Below are 16,661 nucleotides of genomic sequence, written 5' to 3' on the forward strand. Positions count from 1 at the left end.
TTTGGTGTTTTAAAGGGTTAGCGCCGCCTTTTCAGAAAAGGCAGGATGGTATCTTGTTTTTTTGAAATTACAGTATTCTCCGGATATGGAAAAAAACGCCCCGGGTCAGCAGCATACTGCTCCTTTCTTTCTTCAGCCTCCTGTATGCGCCGGTATTGCGCAATGGACTCCAGCATCATTTCATACACTTCCTTGAGCCGGTCCGGGTGAGATTCATAATAGTGGTAGCTGTCCATGAACTTTTTCACGGATACCCCGTGCAGGTCCAGTATCTGCCGGTAGTATTCCTTTACCTGCACCTGCCGCACGGAGTCCGGCAGGGGACCGCCCCGCATGGGGCTGACGTCGTAGCTGTGCGCATCTGCCAGGTTCATGTCCACCAGTATGTCGCGCATGGCTTCCTTGGGCAGCACTCCCTCCGGCACACGGTCCGCCATGCCGCAGGCGGCGACGCACAGGAGCAGGCATACCACCGCTATTTTTCGTATATCGTTCCTTATTCCGTTCATTACCTTTCCCTTATTTCATCTGCTGGTATTTGTTGGCGTTCGTTACGTCCATCTGGGCCAGCATTTGCGCCGCGCGGCTCTTTTCCTGCGGGGGCGCTTTGGCGAATATCTTCAGCAGCTCGTCCGACTTGGCGGTGAAGAACACCTGCAGCAGCATGGAGTTGGGCACATCCTGGTGAATGGCGTACAGCATGTTCAGGCAGTTCATGATCACGCTGCGGCCCTTGTTGATGTTGTCGTACATTTCATCCAGGCCCTGCCGGTGGTACTGGTACATCACATCATGAAACCGGCTGAACTTGGCATTGAGCAGGTTATCCTGCAGCCAGTACCGGTTACGGTTACCCTCAAATGCTTTCCAGCCGGCAATGTCCTTGCCGTCCGGCGCATTGTTCACAATATTCAGCGCCCTTTTGAAAAAAGCGTCTCCACCGCGGGGCGAAAAGGAATCGTAGTCCAGCCCCAGTATGATGTATACGTAGTAAGCCAGCGTTGCCGTAAGGTTGGACACCAGCGGGTCGTTGGCCACCACGCGGTTATCGCTGAATTCCAGTGGCTGGAACTCCACGTAGCGGAAAGCCACATTGTTATCCTGGGTATTCAGCAGGCTGGTCACGTAGCCGGAGTTGTACACCGGGCGGGTAGCCTGTATGGTGAGGGCCGCCTTGTAAGCGTTGGTGCCTATTTCCTGCTGTATGTTCAGCAGGAAATTGCATTCTATTCTTTCTGCGGGCGTATAGGCGTCGGAGGTCCAGCGGCGGTTATTCAGGAATTCCCGGATAGCGTTTTGCAGGGTGGTAAATATCTTTTTATCTACGCCGGTCACCTGGTTGGCCACCACGGTCACATTAGCCCTGATCTCCTGGGCTTTCAAGCCGAAAGCCCAAAGCATAAAGCATAAAGCCAGAGTGGTCTTCAGGTGGATATAACGTCGAAAACCTGATACCGGTAATATAGGGTAGCCATTATTGTTACTGTTGCTAACACTTAATATAGGCGCTACATTGCTATGCGTGGCATTTTGAGCTTTTTGCTTTCTGCTTTCTGCCTTTTGCTTTTTATCCATTTTGCAATTCAATTATAGCCGATACGATATCCTGCGCCACTTCCAGCTTGGTTTTGAGCGGCAGCGCAGTTTCCCTGCCCAGGCGGTCAAACAGGGTCACTTTATTGGTGTCATGGTCAAAGCCTGCGCCATCATCTTTGAGGGAGTTCAGTACTACCAGGTCCAGGTTCTTTTCGTGCAGCTTTTTCAACGCATATTCCTTCTCGTTGTTGGTTTCCAGTGAAAAACCTACCAGCAACTGGTCCTGCCCCTTGTTATTGCCCAGGGTGCGCAGGATGTCATGCGTTTTTTCCAGCTCCAGGGTCAGCCCGTCCTCCGCGCCTTTCTTGATCTTGGTGTCCACCACGGTTTTGGGCCGGTAATCCGCTACAGCCGCCGCCATCACCACAATGTCGGACATCGGGTAGTTGGCAATGCAGCTATTGAACATATCCGCCGCCGTTTTTACGTGTATGGTCTCCACGCCGGGCACGGTGGGGGCATAACGGGTAGGGCCCAGCACCAGCTTTACGGTGGCGCCGGCCAGGGCCAGGGCGTCGGCCACAGCAATGCCCATCTTCCCGCTGGAGCGGTTGCTGATAAAGCGCACCGGGTCTATCGGCTCCACGGTGGGGCCGGCGGTTACCAGCGCCAGCTTTCCTTTCAGGGGCAGCGCGGCGGTGGCGGGTGCGGTAAAATGCTGTTGCAGGAATTCCAGTATGTGCTCCGGCTCCGCCATGCGGCCTTCCCCGGTAAGACCACTGGCCAGTTCCCCGCTTTCCACGGGCAGCATCCGGTGACCATATGACAATAATTTTTCTACGTTGGCACGCGTGGAAGGGTGATGCCACATGTCCTCGTCCATGGCCGGCGCAAACAGCACCGGGCAGGTGGCGGACAGGTATACGGCCTGCAGCAGGTTATCGCACAGCCCCTGCGCCATTTTTGCGATGGTGTTGGCCGAAGCCGGGGCAATCAGCATCACGTCTGCCCAACGGCCCAGCATCACGTGGTTGTTCCAGCTCTGGTTATCATTGATATCCCGTAATACCTCCTGTTTGGATAAAGTGGACAGCGTTAAAGGAGTGATAAAATCGCAGGCGGCGGCGGTCATCACCACCTTTACCTGGGCGCCTTCTTTTATCAGCAGGCGGACGAGGGAGGCCGCCTTGTATGCAGCAATGCTGCCGGATACGCCTAATAGGATCTTTTTTCCTTGTAACATGTTGTGATATATGCAGACTTAACAAAGCAAGCTACAAAACAAAAGCGGCAGAAAAAAATCGTTCTGCCGCCCTTACCGGTAGTGGATAGTCTTCCGTATACAGCCGGCTATTCATGACGGCGGGCCGTAAACGAATGACTGCCAACTTATTTGTGCTGATCAACTGTACAGGTCATCATCATTCCTGCGGAAGTAGATCTTGTCTTCCAGGAACTCCTGTGTAGCCTGAATAGCCGGGTTGGCCATTCTTTCATAAAAGCGGGATATTTCTATCTGCTCTTTGTTCTCATGCACTTCCTCCAGGTTGTCCGTGTGGCTGGCAAACTCCTCCAGCTTGGAGTGCAGCTCTTCCTTCACAGATATGTTGATCTGGTTGGCGCGCTTGGCGATCACGGCAATGGATTCGTACAGGTTGCCGGTTTTACCTTTGATCTCTGTGGTATTTTTGGTCTCCACCCAGGGGTTGATACTACTGGTAAGACCTCTCTTTATTTTGCTCATTGTCCGGTAGCTTTAGTTTTTGTTATCAGAATTATTAAGCGTGTTGATCGTTTCGTTGATAGTGCTGCGGCTGGTGCTGTCTGCCTTTGCGGCTTTGGCCCGGCGTGCGCGCTCCTTTTCGATGCGCGCCAGTTGGTTGTCCAGGTCCTTGATATTGTTCTGGGCCATGCCATAGTACCGTTCGGCGTCGTCCTTAACCTTGCTGTTGGGATAATGGTCGGCAAAGTCCAGGTACTCGGTTACCACTTCCTCATAACGTTCTTTCTGCCTTTCCAGTACACTGTTCTTCGCATAATCGTAATAAGCCTTGATAGCCATATACTTATAGCCGTCGCTCTTGTCGGAGTCCGGGTAGTTGCGCAGCAGGTTCTTGAAAGCGATGGCAGCGGCCTTATAATATCCCAGGTTGTAGTACAGCTCTGCGCTGTTATACTCCTTTTTCTCCAGCTTGCGGCGGCAAAGCTCTATCACCAGGTTGGCCTCCGCTACTTTGTCGGATGTAGGGTAGTTATTGATAAAGGTCTGCATGGCGGAGATCGCCTTTACAGTATTGGTCTGGTCCAGTGATACCCGGGGCGACTGTTTATAGTAGCAGTAAGCCTGCATATAGTCCACCTCCAGCGCGTGGGGGCTGTTGGGGAAAGCGTCCAGGTAATTCTTGAAGTGGAAGGCCGCCTGCACATAGTCCTTTACATAATAGGAACAGTAGGCGTACTTGTAATAGATCGGCTCAAACTTGTCCGTGCCTTTGTATACGGGAAACAGCTCCTCATACAACAGTTGGGCCTGGGTGTACTTCTTCTTCTTGTAAAGCTTGTCTGCATAAGCCAGCTTCCGCTCAAAGTCTTTACTTTTCTCGATCCTGCGCAGCTCATTATTACAGGCAACGGTGGCAACCAGGGCAAAGAGACTGATGTATAATAAAAATTTCCGCATAAAAGAAGGGCAAAGTTAAGAATTAAATGTAAATGTAAGGCCGGACAATATTGGCCGTTGTTAAAATTTTGCAAAAAATTGATTTGTAATTACTTGTCAGCAGGCCGTCTGGCGGGAAAGGCAGCCTGCGGAGGTTTCAGGGGCAATCAGCCATTATCCACAATTTATATACCGTTTTCAACAGGTTATTAACAATACAGCCTCAACTATCCACATCTCCCCCGGGCTCACCCTGTGCAAAACCTTGGTTTCAGGCAATTCCCTGCTGTGGAAAAAATTTATAATTCATTTTTTCGTTAAAAAGTGGGAAAAAGTGTTATTTTGTGTTAGAAAATGGATTTCAAGGACTTTCGCCCCACTGTATGGTTGGTTTTCTGGGAGAATATGAAGCAACGCTGGACGCAAAAGGGCGCTTTCTACTACCTGCTGGCTTTAAAAAGCAGTTGGCAGAAGGCGCCGGGGAGCAGTTTGTGCTGAACAGGGGGTTTGAAAAGTGTCTGACCTTGTATCCGATGAATGAATGGCAGCCCATTTTTGAACGTATCAGCAAGTTGAACGATTTTGATCCGAAAGTTAGAGAATTCCGCCGCTATTTTCTGAACGGCGCCACTATTCTGGAACTGGACAGCGCGGGGCGGCTGCTGATTCCCAAAAACCTGATGACGCATGCCAGCCTGGAAAAAGATATTGTGCTGGCTTCGGCAACGAACAAGATCGAGATCTGGGATAAAAGTAAGTACCAGGAGTTCTTTGAAAATTTCTCACCAGGGGCCTTCAGTGATCTGGCGCAACAGGTAATGACAGGAGGTCAGATGTAGGAAGTAGGATACAGGATGCAGGAAGCGGGATGTAGGAAAGGGCACGATCATCATACCTCGTACTTCATACTTCCTTCTTCAAATAGGAAACACACATGGAAGATGGACACCAATATCACCTGCCCGTACTGCTGCAGGAAGCCATTGAGCACCTGCAGATACGCCCTGACGGCACTTATGTGGACGCAACCTTTGGCGGCGGCGGCCATGCCAGGGCCATACTGGCGCAACTGAACGAGCAGGGCCGGCTGCTGGTCTTTGACCAGGATGAAGATGCCTACCGTAACCGCATACCGGACAGCCGCGTCATCTTTATCCAGCAAAACTTCCGGCACCTGCAGCGTTTCCTGAAACTGCACAGGGCCACGGAAGTGGATGGCATACTGGCGGACCTGGGCGTATCCAGCTACCAGTTTGACACAGCGGACAGAGGTTTCAGCACCCGCTTTGAAGGCAGTATGGATATGCGGATGGACCAACGTTCCCCCCTCACAGCAGCGCAGATACTGCAAACCTACACGGAACCGCAGTTGCACCTGCTCTTCCAGGACTACGGGGAGGTGACCAACGCCCGTACACTGGCCAAAACCATTGTACAGCAGCGCAAAACACATCCCATGCGCACCATCAGCGAATTCAAGTCCCTGATACAGCCCATCGTAAAAGGCAATCCGCAAAAGTACCTGGCACAGGTGTTCCAGGCCCTGCGCATTGCGGTGAACGACGAGCTGGGGGCGCTGAAAGAACTGCTGCTGCAATCTACCCAGGTATTAAAGCCTGGCGGCAGGCTGGCCATTATCACCTTCCACTCGCTGGAAGACCGGCTGGTGAAAAATTTCATGAAAACTGGAAATTTCGAGGTCCAGGACACATCCTACGCTTTCACCACCGACATTCCCCCTAAGATTTTTAAACTGATTACCAAAAAACCAATTATTGCAGGCGCCGCGGAACTTAAGCTGAATCCAAGAGCCAGAAGCGCCAAGTTGAGAGTAGCGGAGAGGATCTAAACCAGTATGTGAATGGTGCAGACCTGCAGATGGACAAATGATTGACAACATCCTATTCATTTGCGCATCTGCATAGCTGCATATCAAATAATTAAAAAAGTGATGGAGCCAGAAGCGATCGATATTAATCAGCAGGAAAGCCCGGATACCATACCGGAACTGCCGGAGCAGAAAAAAGAATGGCGCCTGCGCATCAACTACCGGGCGCTGGTGCACAACATGCCCTTTATCCTGTTCCTCAGCGCATTGGCATTGGTGTACATCGCCAACAGCCACCTGGCGGAAAAGAAGATCCGGCGTATCAACAAGCTGGGCAGGGAAATAAAAGAGCTGCGCTGGGAATACCTGAACGTGAAAAGTGAACTGATGTTCCGCAGCAAAATGAGCGAAGTGAGCAAGGCAGTAGAGCCGCTGGGATTGAAACCGCTCAATAATCCACCGCAGAAAATTGAAATAGGAAGTAAGAAGTAGGAAGTAAGAAAGTGTACATTATCATAACTCCTGCACACTGCTTCGCAAATATGAAATAGAAGATAGGAAATAAGAGGTAGAAAAGTAGCAAAACGCAATAATCATACTTCCTACCTCTTACTTCATACTTCATAAATAGAACATGGAAGTCAAGAAGGACATATTATGGCGCGTATACCTGTGCTTCATCGGCATGGTGCTGTTTGGCGTGGTCATACTGGCCAGAGTGTTCATCCTCCAGAACGTGGAGGGCGGCTACTGGCGCGGCATGGCGGATAGCCTGCATACCAGCTATGTATCACTGGCCGCGGAGAGGGGCACCATCTACTCCGAGGAAGGCAGGATGCTGTCTACTTCCATTCCCTATTTCGACATCCGGGTGGATTTTGCGGCGGACGGCCTGCGCGAGCACGACGGCAGGATATTTAAAGAGAACGTGGACTCGCTGGCCTACTACCTTTCCCAACTGTTTGGCGACCGCAGCAAACGCGAGTACAAACAACTGCTGCGGGAAGGGTATAAAAGCAAGGACCGCTACTACCTCCTGAAGCGCGACGTGCCCTTCAGCCAGTTCAGGGAATTGCGCGGCTTCCCCATGTTCCGCCTGGGGCCCAATAAAGGCGGCATGATCGCGGAAACAAAGAACAAACGCATCAACCCCTTCAAGCTGCTGGCCAACAGGACCATCGGCCTGGCCCGCAAAAATGCGCAGAACGTGGGACTGGAAAGAACCTACAACGATTACCTGAAAGGGGTGACCGGCAAAAGGCTGATGCGCCGCATTGCTGGCGGCACCTACGTACCGGTGGAAGGATATGATATAGAGCCGGAAAACGGCCGCGACATCATCACCACCCTCGATGTAAACATGCAGGACATCGTGGAGACCGCCCTCATGAACATGATGGTGCAGAATGAAGCGGAGCACGGTACCTGTATATTAATGGAGGTAAAGACCGGCAAGATCAAAGCTATTGCCAACCTGGGCCGCCAAAAGGACGGCAGCTACTGGGAGGATATGAACTATGCCCTGCAGGTAGGCGAGCCCGGCTCCACCTTCAAGCTGGCTACCATGATCGCTGTGCTGGAAGACAGGTACACCACCATTAACGGCACGGTAGACCTGAACTACGGGCGCTGGCAGGTAGGGCGCAGAACGGTGTATGACTCCGAGCCGCACCACCGTACCAATGTAACTGTTAAGCAGGCCTTTGAGCTAAGCTCCAACGTGGGCATGGCCAAGCTGGCTTACCAATATTATTACAAGCGGCCCAATGATTTTGTGGCCCACCTGAAAAAGCTGGGACTGCACCATCCTACCGGCATCGACCTGGTAGGCGAAGGCCGCCCGATCATCAAGAACACGGCCAGCCGCACCTGGAGCGCTACCACCCTGCCCTGGATGGCATTTGGCTACGAGGTGCTTATCAGCCCGCTGCAAACCTGCATGTTGTATAATGCAGTAGCCAACAACGGGAAAATGATGAAGCCTTACCTCGTGAACACCATCCAGGAATACGGGCAGGTAGTAAAAGCATTTGAGCCCACCGTGCTGATGGACAGCATCTGCTCCCAAAGCACGCTGAAACAGGTGAAGAAAATGCTGGAAGGCGTAGTGCTGGAAGGCACCGCTAAAAAGCTGTGGACCCCCTACTATCCTTTTGCCGCCAAAACCGGTACGGCGCTGGTGGCCAACGGCAAGCGGGGGTATGCAGACAAGATCTACCAATCGTCATTTGCCGGGTACTTCCCCGCCAATGACCCGCAATACACCTGCGTGGTGGTGATCAAGAACAAACCGCACGCCGCGCGGTTTTACGGCGCTTCTGTAGCAGGGCCGGTGTTCCGCGAAGTGGCGGACAAACTGTACGCCATTGCAGTGGAAAAACAGAAACCCCTGCAAACCACGGTGCGGATAGATTCTGCGCTGGCCCTGAAAGCCGGCAAAGGCAGCGAGTGGCAGGAAATACTGACCACCCTGCACCTGCCCTGGCAGGGCAAGGTAAGCAGCACCAACTGGGTGAGCGCAGAAGTGAACGACCGGCAGCAGGTAGCCCTGCAGCCGGTAAAACAAACCAAAGGGGCCGTGCCCGACGTAACCGGCATGGGGCTGAAAGACGCCCTGTACCTGTTGGAGAACGCCGGGCTGCGGGTAGAGATCAGGGGCGCCGGCAAGGTCAGCACCCAGTCTATCCCCGGCGGTACAAAAATTGGAAAAGATCAGAAGATCATTATAGAATTAAGCTGAAGCAATTAAAACGAAGTGCCAGTACTACGCAACATATTATACGGAGTAAGCCTGCAGGCCGTTCACGGGAACAACGATATTTCCGTGAACGAGCTGCGTATTGACTCCAGGGCCGTGCGCCCCAGCGATGCCTTTATTGCCGTAAAAGGCGTACATGCGGACGGGCATGCTTTTATTGACAAAGCCATTGAGCAGGGCGCAGCAGCCGTAATCTGCGAAACCCTGCCGGCCGAGCGGAGAGAGAACGTATGTTATGTACAGGTGGCGGACAGTACCGCCGCCTGCGGCATTATGGCCGATACCTTTTACGGGCATCCTTCCCGCCAGCTACAGTTGGTAGGCGTTACCGGCACCAATGGTAAAACCACCATTGCCACCCTCCTGTTCCGCCTGTTTACCACGCTGGGCTACCATTGCGGGCTGCTTTCCACCGTGCAGAACCAGGTAGGCGATACGGTGATACCGGCCACCCATACCACCCCCGATGCCATCAGCCTGCATGCGCTGCTGGCCAGGATGGTGGAAGCAGGCTGCCAGTACGCCTTTATGGAGGTAAGCTCCCATGCCGTACACCAGCAAAGGATAGCAGGGCTGCAGTTTGCCGGCGGCATTTTCAGCAATATCACGCACGATCACCTGGACTATCATAAAACCTTTGACGAGTACATCCGGGTGAAGAAAGCCTTCTTTGACGGGCTGCCCAACACCGCCTTTGCGCTCACCAACCTGGACGACAAGCGGGGCAACGTGATGCTGCAGAACACCAAAGCGCGCAAAGCCACCTACAGCCTGCGCGCCATGGCGGACTTCAAAGGCAAGATACTGGAGAACAACCTCACGGGGCTGATCATGCAGGTAGGCGAGCAGGAAGTGCATTTCCGCCTGATAGGAGAATTCAATGCCTATAACCTGCTGGCGGTATACGGCGCAGCCGTGCTGCTGGACCAGGACAAACATAGCGTGCTGCAGGCGCTGAGCAACCTGCAGGGTGCGGAAGGCCGCTTTGATTACCTGCTTTCGGACCGGGAAAGGGTGATCGGTATCGTGGATTATGCCCATACCCCCGATGCGCTGCTGAATGTGCTGGCCACCATTGCCAACCTGCGCAAAGGCAACGAGCGGGTGATCACCGTGGTAGGCTGCGGCGGCGACCGCGATACCGCCAAGCGCCCGGTAATGGCCCAGGTAGCGGCAGAGCACAGCGACCAGGTAATCCTTACCTCGGACAACCCGCGCTCCGAAGACCCGGACGCCATCATCCGGGAAATGGAAGCCGGCGTGCCCGTGCACCAGAAAAAGAAAGTGCTGTCCATCACCGACAGGAAAGCCGCCATTAAAACCGCCATCAGCCTGGCCAATGCAGAAGACATTGTGCTGGTGGCCGGCAAGGGCCATGAAAAATACCAGGAAATAAAAGGCGTGAAACATGCCTTTGACGATAAACAGGTGCTGCAGGAAATGATGAAGCTGATGGAGAAATAACCGAACGAACGAGGACTAACTAACTGTATGCTATATTATTTTTTTAATTACCTGAAAACTGAATTCAACATCAGCGGCAGCGGGATGTTCCAGTACATCACCTTCCGGGTGACCATGGCCCTCCTGTTATCACTGGCCATTTCCCTGCTGCTGGGCAAAAGCATTGTCAGGTACCTGCAGCGCAAGCAGATCGGGGAAACCATCCGCGAGCTGGGCCTGCAGGGAGAGAACACCAAAAAAGGCACGCCTACCATGGGCGGGCTGATCATCCTGTCCGCCATTGTGATCCCTACCCTGCTTTTTGCACAGGTCCTCAGCGTGTACATCTGGCTGATACTGCTGTGCACCGTATGGCTGGGCCTGATCGGTTTTATAGACGATTACATCAAGGTATTTAAAAAGAACAAGGAAGGGCTGGCTGGCCGGTTCAAGATACTGGGACAGGTAGGGCTGGGCCTGATCGTGGGCCTCACGCTGTACTTTAACGAAAACGTGGTGATATCCCGCGAGGTGATCGGCGCCAAACCGCTGGCCCCTTATGAAAGGGTGATCTCCGAATCGGAAAGGGTGACCAAGGACGGGCACCGCTTTGTGGATGTAAAAACGCCCATCACCACCATCCCCTTTGTAAAAACGCATGAGTTCAACTACTCCCGGCTCATCTCCTGGATACCGGGGGCGGAGAAATACACGTTTGTGCTGTACGTACTGGTCGTGATCTTCATTATCACCGCCGTATCCAACGGGGCAAACATAACGGACGGGCTGGACGGACTGGCCACCGGCGTGTCTGCCGTGATCGGCATCTGCCTGGGCGTGTTTGCCTACGTGTCCGGCAACATACAGTTTGCCGAGTACCTCAATATCATGTACATCCCCAACCTGGGTGAGCTGTCCATATTCATCGCCGCACTGGTGGGAGGCTGCGTAGGCTTTTTGTGGTACAATGCCTACCCCGCGCAGGTGTTCATGGGCGATACCGGCAGCCTTGCGCTGGGCGGTATCATCGCATCGCTGGCCATCATTGTGCGGAAGGAGCTGCTGATCCCTATTTTCTGCGGCGTGTTCCTGGTGGAGAACCTCAGCGTAATGATACAGGTAAGCTACTTTAAATACACCAAGCGGAAGTATGGCGAAGGCAGGCGCATCTTCAGGATGTCGCCCCTGCACCACCATTACCAGAAGCTGGGATATCATGAAAGCAAAATAGCCGTGCGGTTCTGGATCGTAGCCATTATGTGCGCGGTAGTGTCCATTGCAACACTGAAAATGAGATAACAAAATGTCACAGGGAAAACTGGTCATACTGGGAGCCGGTGAAAGCGGGATCGGCGCAGCGCTGCTGGGAAAGCAGCGGGGGTATGACGTGTTTGTATCCGATGGCGGCGCTATTAAAGATATCTACAAACAGGAGCTGGCGGTAAACCATATTCCCTTCGAGGAAGGCCACCACTCCTGGGACATTATACTGGCGGCGGATGAAATTGTGAAGAGCCCGGGCATACCGGAAAAATCGGAGCTGATGCACAAGGTACGCGAAAGGCAGGTACCGGTGATCTCCGAAATAGAGCTGGCCTACCGTTTCAGCAAAGATCAAAAGATCATTGCCATCACGGGCAGCAACGGTAAAAGCACCACCACCGCGCTCACCTACCATATTTTCAAAGAGGCCGGCCTGCACGCCGCCATGGTAGGTAACATCGGCCTTAGTTATGCCCGGCAGGTGGCCACGGCGCCGGCGGACTATTATATTATTGAAGTGAGCAGCTTCCAGTTGGACGACATAAAGACCTTTAAGCCCAACGTAGCCATCCTGCTGAACATCACACCGGACCACCTGGACCGGTACGATTACAAAATGGAGCACTACGTGGCTTCCAAGTTCAGGATCACGATGAACCAGACAAAGGATGACTACTTCATCTATTGTATGGACGACCCGGAGATCATGGACTACATGCAGACGAAAACTATTTATTCAACATCAATACCTTTTACTATCATGGAACCATTGAAGAAAGCAGGCGGATTTATAGCAAATGACCAGTTGAATGTTCAGTTGAATGATGATCCGGTGATTGTATCCATTTATGACCTTGCCCTGAAAGGCAAACATAACTTATATAACTCAATGGCAGCGGGTATTGCAGGAAGAACCATGGACATCCGGAAAGAGAAGATCCGTGAAAGTCTCACCTCTTTCAAAAGCCTGGAGCACCGTATGGAATACGTGGCTACCGTGCGCGGCGTGGATTTTATTAATGACAGCAAGGCCACCAATGTAAACTCCCTGTGGTTTGCACTGGAAAGCATGGAGCAGCCGGTAGTGCTGATCATGGGCGGTGTGGACAAAGGCAATGATTACAGTGCGATCAAAGACCTGGTACAGGAAAAAGTAAAAGGTATTGTATGCCTGGGCGTGGACAACCAGCCGATACAGGATGCCCTGTCTGACGCTACGCCCAATATGATCAACACCGGCAGCATGAAGGATGCCGTACAGGCTGCCTTTAAGCTGGCCGCCAAAGGGGATGTGGTACTGCTCTCCCCTGCCTGCGCCAGCTTTGACCTGTTCAAGAATTACGAGGACAGGGGAAGGCAGTTCAAGGAAGGAGTGAGAGAACTATAATGTATTATGGGTGATTTCTTATATAGGACCAAAGGCGACAAAGTGATATGGGCGATCGTGATCTTCCTGTCACTGGTAAGCTTACTCGCGGTGTACAGCGCCACGGGGTCGCTGGCCTATCGTGAACAGGGCGGCCACACGGAATACTACCTGCTGAAGCAGTTGACCGTGCTGGTGCTGGGGCTGCTGATCATTTACTTTGCACACCGGGTGAATTATACCATTTATTCCCGCGTGGCGCAGATCGGGTTTATGATCTCCATCCCGCTGCTGATCTATACACTGGCGTTCGGCTCCAACATCAACGATGCCAGCCGCTGGATCAGGCTGCCCATTATCAACCTTACGTTCCAGACATCGGACGTGGCCAAACTGGCCATATTCATGTATGTAAGCCGGCAGTTGTCCAAACGGCAGCAGGTGATCACGGACTTCAGGAAGGGTTTCCTGCCCATCATCATACCGGTAGGCATTATCTGCGTACTGATCATGCCTGCCAATATGAGCACCGCCCTGCTGCTGGGCGCCAGTTGCATGCTGCTGTGCTTCATAGGCCGCGTACCGGTAAAGTACCTGGCCGCCATGGTAGCTGCCGGGCTGGCGCTGGTGTTGCTGATGTTCCTTATAGCGAAGGTGTCCGGTATGGAAATGCGTACCAAGACCTGGAGCAACCGTATCGAGCATTTCTTTAGCAAGGACGATGCGGAGCTGCCCTACCAGGTGCAGCAGGCCAACATTGCCATTGCCGGCGGCGGCCTGCTGGGCAAAGGACCGGGCAACAGTACGCAGCGGAACTTTTTACCGCATGCGTATTCTGATTATATATATGCAACAATTATAGAAGAGTATGGTATCTTTGGCGCCTTTTTGATATTGATGGCCTACCTGCTCCTTTTATTACGCTGCATACGCATATACCGGAGATGCCCTTATGCATTCGGCGCCTTCCTGGCCCTGGGGCTGAGCGTGACGCTGGTAATACAGGCGCTCACCAACATGGCGGTGAATGTAGGCGTGTTCCCGGTAACGGGTGTTACGCTGCCCATGGTAAGCATGGGCGGCTCTTCGGTGATCTTTACCAGCCTGGCCATTGGCATTATTTTAAGCGTGGCGCGCAACGTGGAGGAAATGGAAGGCAAAAAAGCGGAACAGGAAAGAATAGCGAAAGCAATGGAACAACAGGAGGTAGGAAGTAGGACGTAAGAGGTAGGAGGTAATGCAGGTATCATACCTCTTACATCTTACTTCAATCATCAAATTAATAAGACACTTATGCAACGCAGAATTATCATAGCAGGCGGCGGTACAGGAGGACATATCTTCCCGGCCATTGCCATTGCCAATGCGTTGAAGAAGATATCGCCGGAAGTGGACATCCTTTTTGTGGGCGCCAACGGCAAGATGGAGATGGAGAAAGTGCCGCAGGCAGGCTACCCCATAGAAGGGCTGGACATAGCGGCTTTTAACCGCAGCAACATGCTGAAGAACCTGTTGCTGCCGTTCAGGATCATTAAAAGTTTAAACCAGGCCAGCAGCATACTGAAACGCTTCCGGCCCGATGTAGTGGTGGGCGTAGGCGGTTACGCCAGCTTCCCCATGTTGCGGAAAGCGCAGCGCAAAGGCATTCCCACCCTTATCCAGGAGCAGAATTCCTATGCGGGCAAAACCAACAAGATATTGGGCGGCCGGGCCAACAGGATCTGCGTGGCGTATGATGGAATGGAAAAGTTCTTCCCGGCTTCAAAGCTGATCTTCACCGGCAACCCGGTAAGAAGCAGCATCACCCAGTCCGCTGTTACCCGGCAGGAAGCGCTGCAGCATTTTGGCCTGGAGGAAGGGAAGAAAACCGTGTTTGCCTTTGGCGGCAGCCTGGGCGCCCGGTCCATCAGCGAAGCGCTCCGCGCCTTGCTGCCGGCGTTCGGGGAAAAGGAGGTGCAACTGATCTGGCAAACCGGCAAGCTGTATTATGAAACCGCCAAAGCCGCCGCCGCCCCGTATGCCTCGCATATAAAGGTGCACGAGTTCATCAACCTGATGGACTTTGCCTACAAAGCGGCGGATGTAGTGATATCCCGCGCAGGGGCCATGACCATTGCGGAAGAGTGCGTAGTGAAAAAACCGGTGATATTTGTGCCCTACCCCTACGCGGCGGAAGACCACCAGACCTTTAACGCAAAAAGCCTGGTGGACAAAAAAGCAGGACTGCTGATAAAGGACAGCGAGGTATCGAACGAGCTGGGCAACACTCTCTTCAGCCTGCTGCAGAACAAAGCGCTGATGGAACAGTTGGAGGAGAATATTGGAAAGCTGGGCAACAGCAATGCGGACATGGTGATAGCGAAAGAAGTGATGAAGTTAATGAGTTAATGTGCTGATGGTATCCGAAGTGTGGAATTTGGTATTTGGTATTTGGAATTTTCGAAAATGGATCTGAACAACATACAACGTGTTTATTTCATTGGCATTGGCGGCATCGGCATGAGCGCCATTGCACGCTACTTCCATGAGAACGGCGTGCACGTGAGCGGTTATGACCGTACGGAAACGGCACTGACCAGACAACTGGAAGCAGAAGGTATGCAGGTGCATTATACGGACGATGTAAACCTGGCAGACCCGCAGGCCAACCTGGTGGTGTACACGCCGGCCATACCGCCCATACACACGGAGCTGAAATGGTACCTGCAGAAAGGATATGAGGTAGTGAAGCGCAGCGACGTGCTGCAGGAGATCACCCGGGAGCTGTTTGCCATTACCGTGGCAGGCACCCACGGCAAAACCACCATCTCCACCATGATCGCGCACATACTGCGGCACAGCGGCTATGGCTGCAATGCGTTCCTGGGCGGCATCAGCGTAAACTACGGCCGCAATTTCTGGAGCAGCGAAAAAAGGGTGGCCGTGATAGAAGCGGATGAATATGACCGCTCTTTCCTGAAGCTCAGCCCGGACATCGCGGTGCTGACCTCCATGGACCCGGACCACCTGGATATTTACGGCACGGAAAAGGACATGCAGGAAGCCTACATCCAGTATACCCGGAACATCAAGCCCAATGGCACCCTGGTAGCCCGGGAAGGCGTACAGCGCGCCGCCGACCTACAGGGCGACAACCACCTGTGGTACAGCCTGCAAAGCTTTACGGCCAATGCCTACGCGGCCAACATCCGCATGCAGCAGGGCGGCTACCAGTTTGATGTAGTGCAGCAGAACTGGACAGTGGAAAATGTAACGCTGCCCATTGGCGGCATGCATAATATAGAGAACAGCGTGGCCGCCATTACCGTGGCGCAACTGCTGGGTATCAGCGCAGACGCTATCAGGGCGGCCATCGCGGATTTTAAAGGCATCCGCCGCCGCTTTGAATATGTGATCAACAACGATCACCAGGTGTTCATAGACGACTATGCGCATCACCCGGAGGAGCTGCGCGCGCTGATCAGCAGCGCCAAAGCGCTGTTTCCCGGCAAAAAATGCACGGTAGCTTTTCAGCCGCACCTGTACACCCGCACCCGCGACCTGGCCAGCGGCTTTGCCGAAAGCCTGTCCCTGGCGGACGAGGTGATACTGCTGCCCATCTATCCCGCAAGGGAGCTGCCGATTGAAGGCGTGAGCAGCGAAACAATAGCGGAACTGATCAGCGACAAGCCGGTACAGATCCTGCAGCAGGACGAAGTGCTGGACTGGCTGAAGAACAATACCGCTCCCCTGTTCATTACAGCCGGCGCGGGAGATATCGATCAGTTGAAAGAACCGGTAAAAGGGATTTTAAACGGTTGAATGGTTA

General features: G+C 53.0%; 15 protein-coding genes. 10 read left to right on the forward strand and 5 right to left on the reverse strand.

Going from position 1 to position 16,661, the window contains the following annotated elements:
• Nucleotides 1-17 precede the first annotated feature (17 nt).
• The 5 genes from LX66_RS00600 to LX66_RS00620 form a co-directional block, all read right to left on the reverse strand.
• Entirely contained in the window at nt 18-509 is a 492-nt protein-coding gene (locus LX66_RS00600) for a DUF4296 domain-containing protein (protein WP_145709950.1), read from the reverse strand.
• Between the two features lie 10 nt (nt 510-519).
• Nucleotides 520-1,575, reverse strand: a complete 1,056-nt coding sequence (porD, locus tag LX66_RS00605) for a DUF4835 family protein (protein WP_456151093.1) — start codon at nt 1,573-1,575, stop codon at nt 520-522.
• A complete protein-coding gene (gene coaBC / locus LX66_RS00610; RefSeq protein ID WP_145709952.1) occupies nt 1,568-2,779 on the reverse strand; it encodes a bifunctional phosphopantothenoylcysteine decarboxylase/phosphopantothenate--cysteine ligase CoaBC in 1,212 nt (403 codons plus the stop codon). Before coaBC ends, porD begins: the two co-directional genes overlap by 8 nt.
• 159 nt (nt 2,780-2,938) lie before the next feature.
• Nucleotides 2,939-3,280: a DNA-directed RNA polymerase subunit omega gene (locus tag LX66_RS00615; protein WP_145709953.1), complete on the reverse strand. Its 342-nt coding sequence runs from the start codon at nt 3,278-3,280 to the stop codon at nt 2,939-2,941.
• Nucleotides 3,281-3,292: 12 nt separating this feature from the next.
• Nucleotides 3,293-4,216: an outer membrane protein assembly factor BamD gene (locus tag LX66_RS00620; protein WP_145709954.1), complete on the reverse strand. Its 924-nt coding sequence runs from the start codon at nt 4,214-4,216 to the stop codon at nt 3,293-3,295.
• A 362-nt stretch (nt 4,217-4,578) separates the two neighbouring features.
• Between LX66_RS00620 and mraZ the strand changes: the two genes are divergently transcribed.
• The 10 genes from mraZ to murC all read left to right on the forward strand — a co-directional run bounded on the left by mraZ (nt 4,579) and on the right by murC (nt 16,654).
• Complete coding sequence (gene mraZ, locus LX66_RS00625) at nt 4,579-5,034, forward strand: division/cell wall cluster transcriptional repressor MraZ (RefSeq protein WP_145709955.1); 456 nt, start codon at nt 4,579-4,581, stop codon at nt 5,032-5,034.
• 95 nt (nt 5,035-5,129) lie between these two features.
• The gene (rsmH, locus tag LX66_RS00630; protein ID WP_145709956.1) at nt 5,130-6,044 is read left to right on the forward strand and encodes a 16S rRNA (cytosine(1402)-N(4))-methyltransferase RsmH; all 915 of its coding nucleotides are present in this window, start codon (nt 5,130-5,132) and stop codon (nt 6,042-6,044) included.
• A 102-nt stretch (nt 6,045-6,146) separates the two neighbouring features.
• A complete protein-coding gene (locus LX66_RS00635) occupies nt 6,147-6,515 on the forward strand; it encodes an FtsL-like putative cell division protein (RefSeq protein WP_145709957.1) in 369 nt (122 codons plus the stop codon).
• A 142-nt stretch (nt 6,516-6,657) separates the two neighbouring features.
• Nucleotides 6,658-8,763: a penicillin-binding protein gene (locus LX66_RS00640; protein WP_145709958.1), complete on the forward strand. Its 2,106-nt coding sequence runs from the start codon at nt 6,658-6,660 to the stop codon at nt 8,761-8,763.
• Between the two features lie 15 nt (nt 8,764-8,778).
• Complete coding sequence (locus tag LX66_RS00645; protein WP_145709959.1) at nt 8,779-10,245, forward strand: UDP-N-acetylmuramoyl-L-alanyl-D-glutamate--2,6-diaminopimelate ligase; 1,467 nt, start codon at nt 8,779-8,781, stop codon at nt 10,243-10,245.
• Between the two features lie 27 nt (nt 10,246-10,272).
• A complete protein-coding gene (gene mraY / locus LX66_RS00650; RefSeq protein WP_145709960.1) occupies nt 10,273-11,523 on the forward strand; it encodes a phospho-N-acetylmuramoyl-pentapeptide-transferase in 1,251 nt (416 codons plus the stop codon).
• 4 nt (nt 11,524-11,527) lie between these two features.
• Entirely contained in the window at nt 11,528-12,874 is a 1,347-nt protein-coding gene (murD, locus tag LX66_RS00655; protein ID WP_145709961.1) for a UDP-N-acetylmuramoyl-L-alanine--D-glutamate ligase, read from the forward strand.
• A gap of 6 nt (nt 12,875-12,880) precedes the next feature.
• Nucleotides 12,881-14,077, forward strand: coding sequence for an FtsW/RodA/SpoVE family cell cycle protein (locus tag LX66_RS00660; RefSeq protein WP_145709962.1), 1,197 nt, complete (start codon nt 12,881-12,883; stop codon nt 14,075-14,077).
• A gap of 69 nt (nt 14,078-14,146) precedes the next feature.
• Nucleotides 14,147-15,241: an undecaprenyldiphospho-muramoylpentapeptide beta-N-acetylglucosaminyltransferase gene (murG, locus tag LX66_RS00665; protein WP_145709963.1), complete on the forward strand. Its 1,095-nt coding sequence runs from the start codon at nt 14,147-14,149 to the stop codon at nt 15,239-15,241.
• A gap of 57 nt (nt 15,242-15,298) precedes the next feature.
• On the forward strand, nt 15,299-16,654 hold the full coding sequence (gene murC, locus LX66_RS00670) for a UDP-N-acetylmuramate--L-alanine ligase (RefSeq protein ID WP_145709964.1): 1,356 nt from the start codon (nt 15,299-15,301) through the stop codon (nt 16,652-16,654).
• Nucleotides 16,655-16,661: the final 7 nt, after the last annotated feature.

The sequence above is a fragment of the Chitinophaga japonensis genome (assembly GCF_007830125.1).
Lineage (GTDB): Bacteria > Bacteroidota > Bacteroidia > Chitinophagales > Chitinophagaceae > Chitinophaga > Chitinophaga japonensis.